This is a genomic window from Streptomyces sp. NP-1717 (assembly GCF_022695985.1).
In the GTDB taxonomy this organism is placed as follows: domain Bacteria; phylum Actinomycetota; class Actinomycetes; order Streptomycetales; family Streptomycetaceae; genus Streptomyces.
Window position 1 is genome coordinate 26,889 of sequence record NZ_JAAPBF010000020.1, and the last position, 17,012, is coordinate 43,900.

21 protein-coding genes are annotated in these 17,012 nt (G+C 70.8%); 10 read left to right on the forward strand and 11 right to left on the reverse strand.

The features are described from left to right. Positions 1-56: 56 nt before the first annotated feature. Positions 57-344: a GlsB/YeaQ/YmgE family stress response membrane protein gene (locus GXP76_RS06880; RefSeq protein ID WP_242570524.1), complete on the reverse strand. Its 288-nt coding sequence runs from the start codon at positions 342-344 to the stop codon at positions 57-59. A 215-nt stretch (positions 345-559) separates the two neighbouring features. On the opposite strand from GXP76_RS06880, the gene GXP76_RS06885 reads away from it, so the two are divergent. Together GXP76_RS06885 and GXP76_RS06890 are read left to right on the forward strand one after the other, a co-directional pair. Further along, positions 560-934 carry a DUF3099 domain-containing protein gene (locus GXP76_RS06885; RefSeq protein ID WP_242570525.1) on the forward strand — a complete coding sequence of 125 codons (375 nt, stop codon included), beginning with the start codon at positions 560-562 and terminating at the stop codon, positions 932-934. A gap of 250 nt (positions 935-1,184) precedes the next feature. Further along, a complete protein-coding gene (locus GXP76_RS06890) occupies positions 1,185-1,448 on the forward strand; it encodes a hypothetical protein (RefSeq protein ID WP_242570526.1) in 264 nt (87 codons plus the stop codon). On the opposite strand, the gene moaA is transcribed toward GXP76_RS06890, so the two are convergent. The 3 genes from moaA to GXP76_RS06905 form a co-directional block, all read right to left on the reverse strand. Beyond that, a complete protein-coding gene (gene moaA, locus GXP76_RS06895) occupies positions 1,431-2,420 on the reverse strand; it encodes a GTP 3',8-cyclase MoaA (RefSeq protein WP_242570527.1) in 990 nt (329 codons plus the stop codon). The genes GXP76_RS06890 and moaA overlap by 18 nt on opposite strands. A gap of 149 nt (positions 2,421-2,569) precedes the next feature. After that, positions 2,570-4,216, reverse strand: coding sequence for a cation acetate symporter (locus GXP76_RS06900; RefSeq protein ID WP_374360007.1), 1,647 nt, complete (start codon positions 4,214-4,216; stop codon positions 2,570-2,572). After that, positions 4,213-4,581, reverse strand: a complete 369-nt coding sequence (locus tag GXP76_RS06905; protein WP_242570528.1) for a DUF485 domain-containing protein — start codon at positions 4,579-4,581, stop codon at positions 4,213-4,215. The genes GXP76_RS06900 and GXP76_RS06905 overlap by 4 nt, the downstream gene beginning before the upstream one ends. 235 nt (positions 4,582-4,816) lie before the next feature. Here GXP76_RS06905 and GXP76_RS06910 point away from each other — a divergent pair, with 235 nt between their 5' ends. Beyond that, a complete protein-coding gene (locus GXP76_RS06910; protein ID WP_242570529.1) occupies positions 4,817-6,349 on the forward strand; it encodes a S8 family serine peptidase in 1,533 nt (510 codons plus the stop codon). A gap of 80 nt (positions 6,350-6,429) precedes the next feature. Here the strand turns inward: GXP76_RS06910 and GXP76_RS06915 are convergent, their stop codons facing one another. After that, entirely contained in the window at positions 6,430-7,062 is a 633-nt protein-coding gene (locus GXP76_RS06915; protein WP_242570530.1) for a lysoplasmalogenase, read from the reverse strand. A 32-nt stretch (positions 7,063-7,094) separates the two neighbouring features. Further along, positions 7,095-7,928 carry a sterol desaturase family protein gene (locus tag GXP76_RS06920; protein WP_242570531.1) on the reverse strand — a complete coding sequence of 278 codons (834 nt, stop codon included), beginning with the start codon at positions 7,926-7,928 and terminating at the stop codon, positions 7,095-7,097. Positions 7,929-8,122: 194 nt separating this feature from the next. On the opposite strand from GXP76_RS06920, the gene GXP76_RS06925 reads away from it, so the two are divergent. From GXP76_RS06925 to GXP76_RS06945, 5 genes are all read left to right on the forward strand, one after another. After that, positions 8,123-9,169 (forward strand): DEDDh family exonuclease, encoded by a 1,047-nt coding sequence (locus GXP76_RS06925; protein WP_242570532.1) that lies wholly within the window; start codon positions 8,123-8,125, stop codon positions 9,167-9,169. A gap of 63 nt (positions 9,170-9,232) precedes the next feature. Continuing rightward, positions 9,233-9,466, forward strand: a complete 234-nt coding sequence (locus tag GXP76_RS06930; RefSeq protein ID WP_242570533.1) for a hypothetical protein — start codon at positions 9,233-9,235, stop codon at positions 9,464-9,466. Positions 9,467-9,561: 95 nt separating this feature from the next. Then, positions 9,562-10,350, forward strand: coding sequence for an SURF1 family protein (locus tag GXP76_RS06935; RefSeq protein WP_242570534.1), 789 nt, complete (start codon positions 9,562-9,564; stop codon positions 10,348-10,350). A 29-nt stretch (positions 10,351-10,379) separates the two neighbouring features. Further along, entirely contained in the window at positions 10,380-12,209 is a 1,830-nt protein-coding gene (locus tag GXP76_RS06940; protein ID WP_242570535.1) for a glycoside hydrolase family 15 protein, read from the forward strand. A 5-nt stretch (positions 12,210-12,214) separates the two neighbouring features. Beyond that, a complete protein-coding gene (locus GXP76_RS06945) occupies positions 12,215-12,970 on the forward strand; it encodes an SDR family oxidoreductase (RefSeq protein ID WP_242570536.1) in 756 nt (251 codons plus the stop codon). 63 nt (positions 12,971-13,033) lie between these two features. Here the strand turns inward: GXP76_RS06945 and amaP are convergent, their stop codons facing one another. Genes amaP through GXP76_RS06970 form a run of 5 tightly spaced genes read right to left on the reverse strand, consistent with a single transcriptional unit; the run spans position 13,034 to position 15,372 of the window. Then, a complete protein-coding gene (gene amaP, locus GXP76_RS06950; protein WP_242570537.1) occupies positions 13,034-13,612 on the reverse strand; it encodes an alkaline shock response membrane anchor protein AmaP in 579 nt (192 codons plus the stop codon). Between the two features lie 4 nt (positions 13,613-13,616). Continuing rightward, positions 13,617-14,309, reverse strand: coding sequence for a DUF6286 domain-containing protein (locus GXP76_RS06955; protein WP_242570538.1), 693 nt, complete (start codon positions 14,307-14,309; stop codon positions 13,617-13,619). Further along, complete coding sequence (locus GXP76_RS06960) at positions 14,306-14,650, reverse strand: hypothetical protein (RefSeq protein WP_242570539.1); 345 nt, start codon at positions 14,648-14,650, stop codon at positions 14,306-14,308. Before GXP76_RS06960 ends, GXP76_RS06955 begins: the two co-directional genes overlap by 4 nt. A 6-nt stretch (positions 14,651-14,656) precedes the next feature. Beyond that, entirely contained in the window at positions 14,657-14,848 is a 192-nt protein-coding gene (locus tag GXP76_RS06965; RefSeq protein ID WP_242570540.1) for a hypothetical protein, read from the reverse strand. A gap of 35 nt (positions 14,849-14,883) precedes the next feature. Next, complete coding sequence (locus GXP76_RS06970) at positions 14,884-15,372, reverse strand: Asp23/Gls24 family envelope stress response protein (RefSeq protein ID WP_242570541.1); 489 nt, start codon at positions 15,370-15,372, stop codon at positions 14,884-14,886. A 94-nt stretch (positions 15,373-15,466) separates the two neighbouring features. On the opposite strand from GXP76_RS06970, the gene GXP76_RS06975 reads away from it, so the two are divergent. Beyond that, positions 15,467-16,204, forward strand: coding sequence for a hypothetical protein (locus GXP76_RS06975; protein WP_242570542.1), 738 nt, complete (start codon positions 15,467-15,469; stop codon positions 16,202-16,204). Positions 16,205-16,327: 123 nt separating this feature from the next. Further along, complete coding sequence (locus GXP76_RS06980) at positions 16,328-16,834, forward strand: DUF6624 domain-containing protein (RefSeq protein WP_242570543.1); 507 nt, start codon at positions 16,328-16,330, stop codon at positions 16,832-16,834. Positions 16,835-17,012: the final 178 nt, after the last annotated feature.

Sequence of the window (17,012 nt, forward strand, 5' to 3'; positions counted from 1 at the left end):
GTACCGGGCCGTACCGCTGTCGGGCCTGTGGTGTCCGGGCCGCCGGGGCCCGGTCGTCATCTGGAGGCTCTGGCCCGGCTCCGGCCGCCCCGGATCGACGACCAGAGCATGTCCCCCACCCCCACGACGAGGATGGCGCCGATCAGCTGGAGCACGTGCCGTGTCCAGTCGATGCCCTTGGTGTCCTCGACTCCGAGCCAGCCCGCCGCCGCGTTGCCGAGGATGCTGCCCAGGATTCCGAACACGGTCGTCAGCCACAGGGGGATCTGCTGTTTGCCGGGGATGATCGCTTTGGCGATCAGGCCGAGCACCAGGCCCACGATGATTGCCCACAGCCAGCTCATGATCGCCTCCTCGTGCGGCGCACTCTGCGCATGTGGGCCAAGTCTGGGTGTGTCCGGTGTACGCCGCATGCGGAACAGGGCCGTACGTGGCCGGGCGGGGACGCGGTGCGCCGCGTCGGGCGGTCCCCCCTCTCGTAGGCGGCGCACGGCGGGCGTACCGTTGGACGGGTCCGGCACGGGGAACGGTCGGCGAGGGAATCGGATGGTGGGTCGTGATGCGGAAGCAGCGCAGCGCCGAGGTCTTCCACATCACGGGAGCGAGGCGGGGGCTCGACGAGGACGTGCGCGGCAGACAGCGGCGCTATGTCATCTCCATGCTGGTGCGCACGCTCGGGATCATCCTGGCCGTGGTTCTGTGGAATGTTGAGCGTTATGTGGCGATCGCGGGCCTCGTGCTGGGCATCCTGCTGCCCTATGTGGCCGTCGTGATCGCCAACGGGGGCCGGGAGAGGGCCCGTTCGCTGCCGTCGGCCCATCTCGGCCCGGAGATCCGGCCGATGATCGCTCCCGCCCCCGCGGCGGGTGGAGCGGAATCCGGCGCGCGGTCCGCGAACTACGAACAGCCGGCCCCTCCGCGCGAGCGGACTTAAGCGCCACGAAATCAAAGCTCAAGAAAAGCTCAGATCAATCATGAAGTTCCGGTGCACCTGAGGCCACTACCCGTGACATACTTTGTAGGCGCTCCGCATCCCCCGTCGGAGCGACGGACCGACGCCGGGCAGCTCCCCCCGTGGCTGCTCGGCGTCGCCCTTTTTATGCGTTTTCTCCTGGGATCGGACCGTTTGCCCCGAAGTTCACCGGGCGGCGGGTGTACTCCTGTCACCACCTAGGCTTGAGGCCGTGGACCTCTTCGACTTCTCCGGCTCCGACTCCGGCTCCGCTCCCGACGGACCCGTCTGTTCGGCCAAGGGCTGCCGTGCTGCGGCCGTGTGGGTGCTGGCCTGGAACAATCCCAAGCTGCACACGCCCGAGCGCCGTAAGACCTGGCTGGCCTGCGACGAGCACCGCGAACACCTGTCGTCGTTCCTCGGCGTCCGCGGTTTCCTCAAGGACGTGGTCGCCCTGGCCGACTGGGAGCGGGAGCACTCAGCCGCCGATGGCTGACATGGGCCGGTCGGGCTGGAGGAACGCCGGGTCGTCCAGGCCGGAGCCCGCCTTCTTGCCCCACATCGCCAGCTTCCAGAGCGTCGCGAGGGACTCGTCCGTGGCGTCCGACCGCAGGGCCGCGCGCAGGTCGGTCTCCTCACGCGCGAACAGACAGGTGCGCACCTGACCGTCGGCGGTGAGCCTGGTGCGGTCGCAGGCGGAGCAGAACGGGCGGGTGACGGAGGCGATGACGCCGACCCGGTGCGGTCCGCCGTCCACGATCCAGCGCTCGGCCGGGGCGGATCCGCGCTCCCCGGCGCCCTCCTCGGTGAGCGTGAAGCGGGTACGCAGCGACTGGAGGATGTCGCCGGCGGTGATCATCCCGTCGCGCTTCCAGCCGTGCTGGGCGTCGAGCGGCATCTGCTCGATGAAGCGCAGCTCGTAGCCGTGTGCGACGGCCCAGGCGAGCAGCTCGGGGGCCTCGTCGCCGTTGAGCCCCGGCATCAGGACGGTGTTGACCTTGACGGGTGTCAGCCCCGCCTCGCGCGCGGCGGCGAGGCCGTCGAGCACGTCCTGGTGACGGTCGCGCCTGGTGAGGGTCTTGAAGACGTCACGGCGCAGGGTGTCGAGGGAGACGTTGACGCGGTCGAGGCCGGCGGCCTTGAGCGCCGCGGCCGTGCGCCCCAGCCCGATGCCGTTGGTCGTCACCGACATCCTGGGGCGGGGCGTGAGGGCCGCGCAGCGCTCGACGATGCCGACGAGACCGGGCCGCAGCAGCGGCTCCCCGCCGGTGAAGCGGACGTCGCGGATGCCGAGCCGGGTCACGGCTATACGGACGAGTCTGACGATTTCGTCGTCGGTGAGGAGATCGGGCTTCGCGAGCCACTGCAGGCCCTCCTCCGGCATGCAGTACGTGCACCGCAGGTTGCACTTGTCGGTGAGCGAGACTCTCAGATCGGTCGCCACACGGCCGTAGGTGTCGATGAGCACTGTGAGTCCCCTTCCCTCGTGATGCCTGTTCCGAGCGTACGGCAGACCTGTGACAACGACGGGGGCCGTTTGCCACGAGGAGCGGCATGGCCGCGTCGTAGGACTCTACGACGCGGCCATGCCAAAGGCACTCGTTCCGGCGAAGACGCTCAGTGCGCTCCGGTACCCGTGAGCGACTTGACCTCCAGTTCGGCGTACTTCTTGACGTCCGGCTCCTCCTTGGACAGGAGCGATCCCAGCCAGCCGAGCAGGAAGCCCAGCGGGATCGAGATCAGGCCAGGGTTCTCCAGCGGGAAGAACGCGAAATCGACGCCCGGGAACATCGAGCTGGGCTTGCTGGAGACGACCGGGGAGAACAGCACCAGCAGGACGGACGAGGACAGACCGCCGTAGATCGACCAGAGCGCGCCCGTCGTCGTGAACCTCTTCCAGAAGAGGCTGTAGAGGAGGGTCGGCAGGTTGGCGGAGGCGGCGACCGCGAAGGCGAGGGCCACCAGACCGGCGACGTTCAGGTCACGGGCGAGGGCGCCGAGCGCGATGGAGACGACGCCGATGGCGACGGTCGCGTAGCGGGCCGCGCGGACCTCCTCCTTCTCGGTGGCCTTGCCGCGGCGGATGACGTTGGCGTAGATGTCGTGCGCGAACGACGACGAGGACGCCAGTGTCAGACCGGCCACGACCGCGAGGATGGTGGCGAAGGCGACCGCGGAGATGATGGCGAGCAGGATGGCGCCGCCGGTCGAGTCCCCGCCGCCGCCGATCTCCATCGCGAGCAGTGGCGCGGCGGTGTTGCCCGCCGGGTTGGAATCGGTGATCTCCTTCGGCGTGAGCAGCGCCGCGGCGCCGAAGCCGAGGGCGATCGTCATCAGGTAGAAGCCGCCGATGATGCCGATGGCCCAGTTGACGGACTTACGGGCGGCCTTGGCCGTGGGCACGGTGTAGAAGCGGATCAGGATGTGCGGCAGACCGGCGGTGCCGAGGACGAGCGCGATGCCCAGGGAGATGAAGTCGAGCTTCGAGGTCTCCGTGAGGCCGTACTTGAGTCCGGGCTCCAGGAAGGCCGCGCCCTTGCCGCTATTGGAGGCAGCGGATCCGAGCAGGTCGGAGACGTTGAAGTTGAACTTGAGCAGCACCAGGAAGGTGATGAGCAGGGTGCCCGCGATGAGCAGGACGGCCTTGACCATCTGGACCCAGGTGGTGCCCTTCATGCCGCCGATGGTGACGTACACGATCATCAGGATGCCGACCAGGGCGACGATCAGGATCTTGCCGGCGTCGCTGGTGATGCCGAGCAGCAGGGAGACGAGCACGCCCGCGCCCGCCATCTGCGCGAGCAGGTAGAAGATCGAGACGACGATGGTGGAGGCGCCGGCGGCCGTACGGACGGGGCGCTGGCGCATCCGGTAGGCGAGGACGTCGCCCATGGTGTAACGGCCGGAGTTGCGCAGCGGTTCGGCGACCAGCAGCAGCGCGACGAGCCAGGCGACGAGGAAGCCGATGGAGTAGAGGAAGCCGTCGTATCCGAACAGGGCGATGGCGCCGGCGATACCGAGGAAGGAGGCGGCGGACATGTAGTCGCCGGAGACCGCGAGTCCGTTCTGGAAGGCGGTGAACTGCCGTCCGCCCGCGTAGAAGTCGGCGGCGCTCTTGGTCTGCCGGCCGGCCCACACGGTGATGACGAGGGTCGCGATGACGAACAGGGCGAAGAGCGTGATGATCAGGGGCCGGTGCTCGCTGGCGTCGGAGTTGGCGAGATGGATTCCCGCGGCCTCGCTCAGCTGGATGGTCGGGCTCACAGGTCGGCCTCCATACGGGACTTGATCGCCGCGCCCTTGGGGTCGAGCTTCTGCGATGCGAACTTCGAGTAGAACCAGGCGATGAGGAAGGTGGTGACGAACTGACCGAGCCCGAAGACGAAGGCGACGTTGATGTTGCCGAAGAGCTTGGTGCCCATGAAGTCGCCGGCGTAGTTGGACAGCAGGACGTACAGCAGGTACCAGGCGATGAAGGCGACGGTCAGGGGGAAGGCGAAGGAGCGGTAGGTACGGCGCAGTTCACCGAATTCCGGGCTCTCCTGGACCTGGACGTACTGGGCTGTCGTGGGCTGGGCGGGGGTGCTGGTGTCCGAATCGCCCTTGGGCGGCGGTCCATCGGTAGCCACGGAATCTCCTCGTGACGCGAGTGCGGTAGGGGTGGTCGGTACGGGCGCTGACTGGGGGTGATGTTGTTCCACCCCCTGACAACGGCACGGAGAGCGCGTCGAAGTGGTTCAACTGTGGCGTTTTTCTGACCGAAATCATTGATGAGCAGGGATGATCAGCGATAGCTTCGCTCGTCATGTACCCGTCGTTGCGCAGCATGCGCAGGGGCGGCCTCACGGATGATGTGGAGAACCCATGGCTCATCTGAGATCCGGACGGCGGCACGCACTGGCTCTGCCCGTCGGTCTGGCGCTCATCGCCTCCCTCGGCTTCCTGCCGACAGGGGCGGCATCGGCGGCGCCCGTCGACGACACCGCGGCCACCGTCTCGACGGACGGCCCGAAGCTGTCGTACGTCGTGAACACCAGCGGCGGGCACTCCACCGTCAAATCGGTGAAGAAGGCCATCGCGAAGGCCGGCGGGACCGTGGTGATCGCCTATGACCAGATAGGTGTCATCGTCGTCCACTCGCAGAACCCGGAATTCGGGAAGACGATCCGCGAGGTGCGGGGAGTCGCTTCGGCGGGAGCCACCCGTACGAAGCCGCTGTCGGCCCAGACCACCACGGACATCGGGGCCGAGCAGCCGCTGTCCGCCAAGGAGGCGAAGGCCGCCGAGGCGAAGGCGACCGCGGACCAGGACGCGCTGGAGCCCCTTCAGTGGTCCCTGCCGGCCATCAAGGCCGACAAGGCCCACCAGAAGTCGCTCGGCAGCAGCAAGGTCACGGTCGGTGTGATCGACACGGGTGTCGACGACACCCACCCCGATCTCGCGCCGAACTTCGACCGCCGCGCCTCGGTCAGCTGTGTGGGCGGTACGCCCGACACGGCGGACGGCGCCTGGCGTCCCGGTGCCGGGGAGAGCACCCACGGCACGCACGTCGCGGGCACGATCGCCGCGGCCAAGAACGGCACCGGTGTCACCGGCGTCGCTCCGGGCGTGAAGGTCTCCGGCATCAAGGTGTCGCAGCCCGACGGCTTCTTCTACACCGAGGCGGTCGTCTGCGGCTTCGTCTGGGCCGCCGAGCACGGCGTCGATGTGACGAACAACAGCTATTACACCGACCCGTGGCTGTTCAACTGCGAGGACGACCCGGACCAGAAGGCACTGGCCGACGCCGTCACGCGGGCGACCCGGTACGCCGAGGGCAAGGGCGTCGTGAACGTCGCCGCCGCCGGCAACTCCGACATGGATCTGGCCGCCGACGAACTGACGGACACCTCCAGCCCGAACGACACCACTCCCGTCGAGCGTGTGATCGACCCCAAGGAGTGCCTGGACATACCGACCCAGGTGCCCGGTGTCGTCACGGTCGCCGCGACCGGTGCGAAGAACCTGAAGGCGTCGTACTCCAACTACGGTCTCGGGGTCATCGACGTCGCCGCTCCCGGCGGTGACCGGACGGCGTACCAGCCGCCGGAGGCGCCCGCGGTCAACGGCCTGATCCTGAGCACGCTGCCCGGTGGTGGCTTCGGCTACAGCGGCGGTACGTCGATGGCTTCCCCGCACGCGGCGGGTGTCGCGGCGCTGATCAAGTCGAAGCACCCGTACGCCTCGCCGTGGCTGGTGAAGACGTTGCTGAGCGCCCAGGCCGACGCGACGTCCTGCACCAACCCGTACGACATCGACGGTGACGGCACCGTCGACGCGGTGTGCGAGGGCGGCAAGAACAAGAACGGCTTCTACGGAGCCGGTGTGGTCGACGCGCTGGACGCCGTCCGCTGGTAACAGCGTTCGCGTGAGTGTGTGACCGAGTGAGTGTGTGACCGAGTGGGTGGGCGGGCCGTCCGGACGGGCGGCCCGCCCACTCATGTCCGGGGCGGGGCCGTGAGGATTCCGGCCGTCAGCAGGGCCTGCGCCGCGATGTAGGTCAGCATGATCCACAGATCGGCGGCAGGCGGCTGCGGCCACTCGGCGACGCCGGTGGCGATGAGCGTGTCGGAGAGCAGGAAGAGCGCGCCGCCCGCGCCGGCGAGCAGGCCCAGACCGCTGGCCCGGTAGGCCATGGCGGCCAGCAGGAGGCTGTACACGGCCACGGGGACGCGCAGTTCGGCCGGGAGGCCGGGCCACAGCAGAGCGAGCGTCACAAGGAGCAGCAGGCCGTATCCCGCGGCGAGGCCGGCGCGGGTACGGCGGCGGCCGAAGATCGTCAGATAGCAGAGGTGACCGGCGGCGAAGCAGCCCATGCCGGCGAGGAACGCCCCGTCGTCCGACGAGAGCAGGAAGACGTCACCGCCCCAGCCGAGGAGCAGCGCGGCGACGAGCGGCCGGGGTCCGCGCCGGGCGGCCACGTACGCGGCGAGCAGCGGCATCAGCAGGGGCTTGGCGAGGAGTTGACCGGTCCGGGAGTCCACGGCGACCGAGACGAGTTCGGCGAACACGGCGACGGCGAAGGCCACCAGGAGCGCCTTCGGAAGCCGTCCGCCGATCCGTCCGGTCACGTGGCGGCTCGCCGTTCCGCCCACCGGGGCGCTCACTCGGGCTGCCAGCCCGGTCCCCGGAAGACCCGTCCGGCCCGTTCGCGCCAGTCGCGTGCCGCCCGTACGTCGCGTGCGATGGCCGCGTACTCGTGGGTGGCGACCCGCAGCGGGTTGTAGGTCTCTATGTTCTTCGTCAGCCCGAAGACGGGCCGTTCGGTCTCCGCCGCGAAGGAGCCGAAGAGACGGTCCCAGACGATCAGGATCCCGCCGAAGTTCCGGTCCAGGTAACCGCCTTGGGAGGCGTGGTGCACCCGGTGGTGGGAGGGCGTGTTCAGGACGTACTCGAAGGGCCGGGGCAGCTTGTCGATCCGCTCGGTGTGCACCCAGAACTGGTAGACGAGATTGGCCGACGAGCAGAAGGCGAGCGCCGCGGGATGCACCCCGAGCAGGATGAACGGGAGGTAGAACGGCCAGACGGTGAGCGAGGTCCAGGGCTGGCGCAGCGCGGTGCTGAGGTTGAACTTCCGGCTGGAGTGGTGCACGACGTGGCAGGCCCACAGGATCCGCACGACGTGGTGGCCGCGGTGGGACCAGTAGTAGAGGAAGTCCTGCGCGAGCAGCATCAGGGGGATGGTCCACCACAGAACGGGGACGCGTAGCGGCGTCAACTCGTAGGCCGCCGTGTAGATGGCCACGACGGGGATCTTCCACAGGAGGTCGAAGCCGAGGCTGCCGAGACCCATGGAGAGGCTGGTGGCCGCGTCCTTGCCGGAGTACCCGGCGGCGTCCTCGTCGGGATGCAGCCGGTAGCTCACCACTTCGACCAGGGTGAGCAGGACGAACGCGGGGATCGACCACAGCACGACATCGGGCAGGTTCGGCGGCATGTCAGCACCGTAGGGCCGGGTGCGCGGCCCCGGCTAGATGTTGTTACTGACAAGTATGTGAGACATCCTGTCAGCCGAATTTGGTGACTTCCACCAAGGGGTGATCCGGACGGTCCGTCAACGCCCTTGACCCGCGGCCGTGTCGGGCCCCGGGCAGGCGCGTCACGGAGTGTCAGTCGCGGCCCGTATTGTCTGTGACCATGCTCGACGACCCCACGACTTCAGCGATGTGGCCGGCCGCGTATCCCCGGGGATACGCGGTCGTCGACGTGGAGACCACCGGACTCGCCCGTGACGACCGGATAGTGTCCGCGGCGGTGTACCGGCTGGACGCGCGGGGCGATGTCGAGGACCACTGGTACACCCTGGTCAACCCCGAGCGGGATCCGGGGCCGGTCTGGATCCACGGGCTGACGACCGATGTCCTGGCGGACGCACCGCTGTTCAGGGATGTCGAGCGGGAGTTGTCGGAGCGGCTCGCGGACCGGGTGCTCGTCGCGCACAACGCGTTCTTCGACTGGTCGATGATCTCGCGGGAGTACGCCCGCGCGAGGGCGACCGCGCCCACGCGCCAGCGGCTGTGCACGATCGCGCTCGCCAAGGAGCTCCGACTGCCGCTGCCCAACCACAAGTTGGCCACGCTCGCCGAGCACTTCGGTGTCGCGCAGCGGCGCGCCCACCACGCGCTGGACGACGCGCGGGTGCTCGCGGAGGCCTTCCGGCCGAGCCTGCACGCGGCGGCGCGTGACGGGGTGCGGCTGCCGCTGCTCGAATGCCGGCCGCTCACGGAGTGGTCGGACGGCCCGGCGGCCCCGCTGATCGGCCGTCAGCCGGCGTACCGTCCGACGACCTGGCGCCCGTCGCGCCGGCTCCCGGCCTGTCCGTATCCGAACCCGGGGCGGTACGAGAGCGACAAGCCGCTGGCGCAGGGGATGCGGGTGGCCTTCTCGGGTGACACGTCGGTCGACCGTGAGCTGCTGGAGGACCGGGCCGTCGAGGCGGGGCTGCATGTGGCCACCAGCGTCTCCCGGAAGACGAGTGTGCTCGTGACGAACGATCCCGGGTCGGCGACGTCGAAGACGGTGAAGGCGGCGGAGTACGGCACGCCGATCATCGACGAGGCGGCGTTCACGCACCTGCTGCGTGACGTGGCGCCGGCGCCGGGCACCGTCCCCGCGCCGGGGCCCGGCGCGGGGCCCGCCTCCGTACCGTCCCCGGCCCCGCCCCCGGCAGACGGGTGATTGCGCCGCGACTCGCCTGCCGTCCGCTCGCACACCAGGCCGCCTCGTCACACCCTGTGGCGCATGGCACGTTGCGAAGTCTGCGGAAATGAGTACGGCATGTCGTTCGAGGTGCACGCGCAGGGCGCCGTGCATGTCTTCGACTGCTTCTCCTGCGCCATCCACCGCATGGCGCCCGTCTGTGAACACTGCCGGGTCCAGATCATCGGCCAGGGCGTCGAGGTCGAGGGCCAGTGGTTCTGCGGCGCGCACTGCGCCCGCGCCGAGGGGAGGGCGGGCATCGTCGACCGGGTGTGAGGTCCGCCGGCGGGCCCGGACCCGGTCCCGGGCCTGCCGAGCGGGCGGGCGGACCCGCTGCCGGGGCCGGTGCGGGCGCCGGGTACCGTCGAGGCGTGTACCGCTTCCTCCTGTCGCGGCAGTGGGTGATCCTCACCCTGTTCGCCCTCGTGCTCATCCCCGTGATGATCGAGCTGGGTTTCTGGCAGTTCCACCGCCATGAACACCGGGTGGCACAGAACACCCTGATCGCGGACAACCTCAAGGCGAAGCCGGTCCCGGTCACCGACCTCACCTCCCCCGGCCACACCGTGCCGCGTGCCGACTACTGGCGGCAGGTGGAGGCCACCGGTACCTACGACACGGCGCACGAGGTCGTCGTACGGCGCCGCACCAACAGTGACGAGCAGGTCGGCTTCCATGTGCTGACCCCGCTCGTACTCGGCGACGGCCGCGCCGTCCTCGTCAACCGCGGCTGGATCCCCTTCGCCGAGGACCAGCGGTCCTTCCCCGACATCCCGGCGGCGCCGAAGGGCGAGGTCACGGTCACCGGCCGGCTCAAGGCCGACGAGACGACCGGCACCAGCGGCATCAAGGAGCTGAGCGACCTCCCGGACCGCCAGATCATGCTGATCAACAGTGAGCGGCAGGCCCGGTCGCTCGGCCGGACCGTCCTCGGCGGCTACATCGAGCAGACCGCCCCCGCCGCCCCGGGCGACAGCCCGCAGCAGATCCCGGAGCCCGACTCCGGCTCCATCGGCGCCCACATGGCGTACGCCGTGCAGTGGTGGCTGTTCACCGCCGGCGTGCCGGTCGGCTGGGTCATCCTCGTACGGCGCGAATTGCGCGACCGCGCGGCGACCGCCGCCCGGAGCACACCCGAGCGCGAGACGGCCGCCGCATAACCCGCCTGTCCTGCGGGAACAGGGCTGAGGTGACCCAACGCATCGAGGACTACGCCCTCATCGGCGACCTGCAGACCGCGGCCCTCGTCGGCAGAGACGGCTCCATCGACTGGCTGTGTCTGCCACGCTTCGACTCGGCGGCCTGCTTCGCCTCCCTGCTCGGCAACAAGGAGAACGGCCACTGGCTGCTCGCCCCCCGTGGCGCGAACCGCTGCACCAGCAGGCGGTACGCGGGCGACTCGCTGGTGCTGGAGACCCTCTGGGAGACCAGGAGCGGCACGGTGAAGGTCACCGACTTCATGCCGCAGCGCGATGTCGCGCCGGACGTCGTGCGGATCGTGGAGGGCGTCAGCGGCACCGTGGAGATGAACGCCACCCTGCGGCTGCGCTTCGACTACGGCTCGATCGTGCCGTGGATGCGCAGGACGGACGGCCAGCGCGTCGCCGTCGCCGGACCCGACTCGGTCTGGCTGCGCAGCGTCTCGCGGGCGCGGCCCGTCGGCGGTGAACTGGCCCCGAACGAGAAGCCGGTGGTCAAGACCTGGGGCCAGGAGTTCAGCACCTGCTCGTCGTTCACCGTCGGCGCCGGGGAGAAGGTCGCCTTCGTCCTCACCTGGCACCCCTCGCATCTGCCGCGCCCCGACCTGGTCGACCCGTTCGAGGCCCTGGAGCACAGCAAGGAGGACTGGGAGGAGTGGGCGGCGCGCTGCACGTACAAGGGGCCGTACCGCGAGGCGGTCATGCGCTCCCTGCTCACGCTGAAGGCGCTCATCTACGCCCCGACCGGCGGCATCGTCGCGGCCCCCACGACCTCGCTCCCCGAGGAGCTGGGCGGCGTACGGAACTGGGACTACCGCTACTGCTGGCTGCGCGACTCGGCCCTCGTCCTGAACGCCCTGCTGTCCGCGGGCTATGTGGACGAGGCCGAGGCCTGGCGCGACTGGCTGCTGCGCGCGGTCGCCGGTGACCCCTCCGACCTCCAGATCATGTACGGGGTCGGCGGCGAACGGCGGCTGCCGGAGACGGAGTTGCCCTGGCTGAACGGTTACGCGGGCGCGCGGCCGGTCCGGGTCGGGAACGAGGCGGTGGAACAGCTGCAGCTCGACGTGTACGGCGAGGTCATCGACTCCCTGCACGTGGCGCGTGGCGTCGGTCTCACCGGCCGGCCGCACGCGTGGGACCTCCAGCTCGCCCTGCTGGGCTTCCTGGAGTCGAAGTGGCGCGAGCCGGACGAGGGGCTGTGGGAAGTGCGCGGTCCCCGGCAGCACTTCACGCACTCCAAGGTGATGGCGTGGGTCGCCGCCGACCGGGCGGTGAAGACACTGGAGGCCGATCCGTCGCTGCGGGGCGATGTGAACCGGTGGCGGACGATGCGCGACGAGGTGCACCGCGATGTGTGCGAGAAGGGCTTCGACCCGGTCCGTAACACCTTCACGCAGGCGTACGGCTCCCGGGAACTGGACGCGGCGACGCTCCTGATCCCCCGCTTCGGCTTCCTGCCGCCGGACGATCCGCGGGTCGTGGGCACGGTCGACGCGGTACGGGCCGAGCTGGGCCAGGAGGGGCTGGTCCGCCGCTACAGCACGGAGGGCACGTCGGTCGACGGACTGCCGGGCGGCGAAGGAACGTTTCTCGTCTGCTCGTTCTGGCTGGCAGACGCGCTGCTGATGACCGGCCGCAGGAAGGAGGCGACGGAACTCTTCGAGCGCCTGCTGGCTCTGCGCAACGACGTCGGTCTGCTCGCCGAGGAGTACGACGCGGCGATCGGGCGGCAACTGGGCAACTTCCCGCAGGCGTTCAGTCATATCGGTCTGGTGGGGACGGCCCTCGCCCTGGCCGTGGAGGACGAGGCAGAATAAGGGGCATGGATCTTGGACTGAAGGACCGTGTCTACGTCGTCACCGGCGCGTCCCGGGGGCTCGGACGCGCGTCCGCCGAGGCGCTGGCGGCGGACGGCGCGAAGGTGGTCGTCACCGGGCGCGACAAGGAGTCGGTCGCCGGGGCGGCGGACTCGATCGGCCCGAACGCGTTCGGCGTCGCCGCGGACAACGCCGATCCCGCCGTCGCCGACCGGCTGATAGCCGCGGCACGGGAGCGGTTCGGCGGCTTCGACGGGATCCTGATCAGCGTCGGCGGCCCGCCGCCGGGGCTCACCGCGGACACCACGGACGAGCAGTGGCGGTCGGCGTTCGACTCGGTCTTCCTCGGCGCGGTACGGCTGGCGCGCACGGCCGCGGCGGAGCTGGGCGACGGCGGGGTGATCGGTCTCGTCCTGTCCGGCTCGGTCCACGAGCCGATCCGCGGCCTCGCGATCTCCAACGGGCTGCGGCCGGGACTCGCGGGCTTCGCGAAATCACTCGCGGACGAGGTGGGACCGCGCGGCATACGCGTGATCGGTCTGCTGCCGGCCCGGATCGACACGGACCGCGTCCGCGAGCTGGACTCGCTCTCGGACGACCCGGCGGCGGCGCGCGCGGGCCACGAGTCCCGCATCCCGCTGCGCCGCTACGGCACACCGGAGGAGTTCGGCCGCACGGCCGCGTTCATGCTCTCCCCGGCGGCGTCCTATCTGACGGGTGTGATGCTGCCGGTGGACGGCGGCAACCGCCACGGGTACTGACGGCCCCTCCGGCGCTTGACGAGCGGGGCCCGGGGCGCACCGGGGCCCGGGGCGGCGCCTGGGTCACGTCACCCGCTGCGCCCGGTGCTTGGCCGCGCGCAGCCTCGCCTCCGTCGGCAGCTTCTCCAGCCCCGCCGAGTCCCGCGCATGCGCCACCGCCTCCCGCGTGAGCCCCTCCAGCGCCTGCCCCGGCGCCACGTGCGGCTCCAGCAGCAGCCGCACCCGCGCCTCCGGCGCGCTCCGCCGCCCGGTCAGCCGGACCCGCGCCCGGGACACACCGTCCAGCGACTGCGCCTCGCTCTCCAGGACGTTCTCCAGCGCCCGGCCCCTCAGCAGCGCGCCCTGCCCGTCGCCGCTGTCGACCAGCACCTCCGCCAGCCGCGCGCGCCGCAGTTGGGACAGCAGCCACCACAGCGTCAGCAGCACCAGGACCGCGAGTACCGCGATGACGACCGGCCACCACCAGCTCTGCGCGCTCCAGCGGTCGCGGTCGGCCTGGCTGAGCAGCACGTCCTTCTCGCCGGTGTACGGCCACCAGGACGGGACGGACACGCCCAGCCCCGTCGCCAGCACCCCGCCGCCCACGCACAGCAGCACCAGGCCGACGAGGCCCAGCAGGACACGGTTGACGACCCTGAGCATCCCGTCACCCCTTCTTCGGCCGGCGGACGTGCACGGAGAGCGCGGGCGGCCTGTCCAGACCCAGATCGCCGATGCCGGCGGCCAGCGCGGTGTCCAGATCGGCGCGCACGTCGTCGAGTTCGCGGAAGTGGGAGACGGCCCGCACCCGGACCTTGGAGCGGCGGGCCCGTACGCGGACGGAGCGGACACCGGAGACCTCCAGCGCCCGGTCGCGCAGCGTCAGCGCCGCGGCCTCCCGGTCGAGCCCGGCCCGCACCCGCGTGGGAGTGCGCCGCATCGGCAGCACCTGGCGCAGCCCCGGGGTGAGGGCGAGGACGATCAGCCAGAGACCGACGGCCGCCGCGACGCCCGAGCCGACCAGGACCCAGGTGTTGTCCAGCGGCTCGGTGGCGAGCCGGGCGGCGAGCCAGCGGCGCCAGTACATGGCCGGGTGCTCGGCCCGTACGGCCGCGACGTCGTACAGGGTCAGCGCCGACGCACCGAGCAGTACGGCGGCGACCACCGCGGCCGGGATCCGGCGCCAGGACCAGAAGCGGTGGGACTTGCCGTCCCCCTCGTCCCCGTCCAGCGTGGGCCGCGGTTCGTACCGGGCCGCGGAGGCGGACTGGTCGAGTTCGAGCAGGTCCGCGCGGACGGCTCCGTGCGCGCCCGTGTCCCCCGGCGTACGTTCGGTCCCCTCACCCACCGGTTCGCTCATCGGATCCTCCCCTGCGCGGCGCGCGACTGGGCGGAGTGGAGCCGTTCGACCATGACGACCACTTCCGGCACCTCCATCCCCGCCAGAGCACTTACCCGCCGGGCCACTTGGTGACGCACCGCGCCGCACTGGGCGCCGATGTCGGAGGGGTAGTCGAGCTCGACACCGATCCGTACGCGCGCCACGTCGTGGTGGACCAGCACGCTGGCATGCGGCGGCTCGCCCCCCTCCAGTACGCGGTGGAGCGCCTCCCGCGCCGCCTGCGCGGCGATCTTCGCGACGACACGGTCGGCGATGGTGGTCGCCCCGCGCTCCGCGGCCGTCACCCGCTCATCGGCCACGGACCGTCACCGCCGACGTTCGTCGCGTTCGCGGCCACGGAAGAGGTCGCCCGGTTCCAGGTCACCGTCGAGGAACCGGCCGACCACGAACCCGACCGCGCCCAGCGCGGCAACCAGCAGGAAGGCTCCGAAACCCCCGAAAAATCCGGCGAACGCCAGGGCCATGCCGGCCAGCAGGCCGACCACCGCCATGCTCATCTGGTGACTCCTCATCGGTCTCGCGGATCGGGCCGTTACTGGAGCCGTGACTCGGGCTCGTCGTCCTCTTCGTCCGGCAGCTTCACATCGCTGACCGCGATGTTGACCTCGACGACCTCAAGGCCCGTCATCCGTTCGACGGCGGAGATCACGTTCTCCCGTACGTCTCGGGCGACGTCGGCGATCGACACGCCGTAGTCGACGACGATCTCCAGGTCCAGGGCCGTCTGTACCTCGCCCACCTCGGCCTTCACACCTCGCGAGACGGACTTGGTGCCCCCGGGGACCCGGTCGCGTACGGCGCCGAAGGTGCGGGACATGCCGCTGCCCATCGCGTGGACGCCGAGCACATCACGCGCGGCGAGGCCGGCGATCTTCTCCACCACTCCGTCGGCGATGGTGGTCCGCCCGCGGACGGCCGGGTCGCCGCCACCCTTCCTGCCGCCTGAGGGCTTGCGCTGGTCCTCGCTGGACGACGACTTGGCCGATGGCTCGGACTGGTTGCGCTGCGTGGTCTCGGACATGGCGATTCGCCCCTTTCCGGGCGCTGGTGGACTCGTTGCCCACATTAGGGCGTCTTGCCCGGTCTCGCGCCGGGAATGCGGCAGTCTGGGGTCCATGACGACTGGTCACGGTGGGAACGGTGCGGACGGTTGGAGCGCGGCGGTGCACGAACGGCTCGGCCTCGGCCGGCTGCTCCCGCTGGGCGAAGCGGCGGACGGGGTGTGGCTGGCCGAACGGGCGGCGGCGACCGCGCTGAGGCGGAGCACGGCGGAAGTGCCCGGCACCGCGCTGGGCCGGCTGAGGCTCTGTCTGGCGGACCCCGGCTCGGCGGACCGGCCCGCCGTGAGGCCGCCGCCGAGCGCGCTGCCGCCGGGGGCGCTCCGTATCGAGGGCGACTTCGCGACGGTCGGGGGCGAGCCCCTGCCCGCCGTGGCGGAACGGCTGCGCACGGCCCTGTACCAGCACGCGGTGGAGCGGCTGGGGCTGCGGGTGTCGGAGGTGGACCTGCGGGTGACGGCGCTGCTGGAGAAGCCGGGTTCGGACTCCTCGGGTACCACTGCGCCAGTCGGGGCAGTCGCGGTCGCTCCGAGGGGCACGGCGGCGGTCGTCGCGGCGAACGTCCCCGGTGTCGCCCATCTGTCCGGGGCGCTCGGCGCGCCGGTGCTCGTCACGAGGGGCCATGTCCGCGTCGAGCTGGCGACGGCGGAGGGCCACCGCCCGTCCGAGGTGGCGCGCGCGGTGAGGCGGCAGGTCTCGGCGTCACTGCCGAGCCACCCGACGGTGGCGGTCCTGATCACCTCGGTGGATGTCCCCGGCGGGGGCCGGAAAGGCCCGTCCGGCGATCGTCCCTGAATCCATTGTCCCGGTGCGCGCGGCCCCCTGTCACCGTTCTCCGGAATGATCTTTCCGCCTGATATGCGCCTTTAGGGTTGCGGGAGTCGAGCACAACGCACCTACGCATCATTGGAGTTGAGATTGGCGCACGACATCGCCGCGCTGACGGCGGAACTCATGGACATGGCCGCGGCCGACCACCGGTCCGCCGCGCTCGCGAACAGCGACGATCCGGCCGAGCGGCTGGTGTGGCACCGGCTGACCGCACGGCACGGCGACCGGCTCGGCGAGATCATGGACGAGTACGGCTGGCCGACGGCGGAACTGGTCGGCGAGGAGGCCGCACACGCGGCGTGGCTGGTGGCCCAGCACTCCGACCGGCAGCTCGACGTCCAGCGTCGCGCGCTGAAGCACCTGGAGCGGGCGGTGTCGGAGGGCTCGGCCGGCCCGCGCGAGCTGGCCTTTCTGCGCGACCGCACGCTGGTCAACGACGGCCGCGAGCAGATCTACGGCACGCAGATCGCGGGCGTGAAGGACGGATCGCCGGTTCCGTGGCCCTGCGAGGAGCCCGAACGCGTGAACGAACTCCGCGCAGAGGTGGGCATCGAGCCGTTCGACGAGTACGTGACCCGTTTCGCGCCGGCCTGACACCCGTCCGGCGGGATCCGGGAGAAGGCCCTGGGGCGTGTCCGCCAAGTCGCGCCCGGGCCCGCGACGCCTGGCACGGCACCTCGCCGCGTTGTCGGACCCGGCCGAGTACGCCCGGTACGAGGCTGGTCCTCCGCCTTGCGATGCACCGCACCAGACGCCGCGGGCCCCGCCCTAC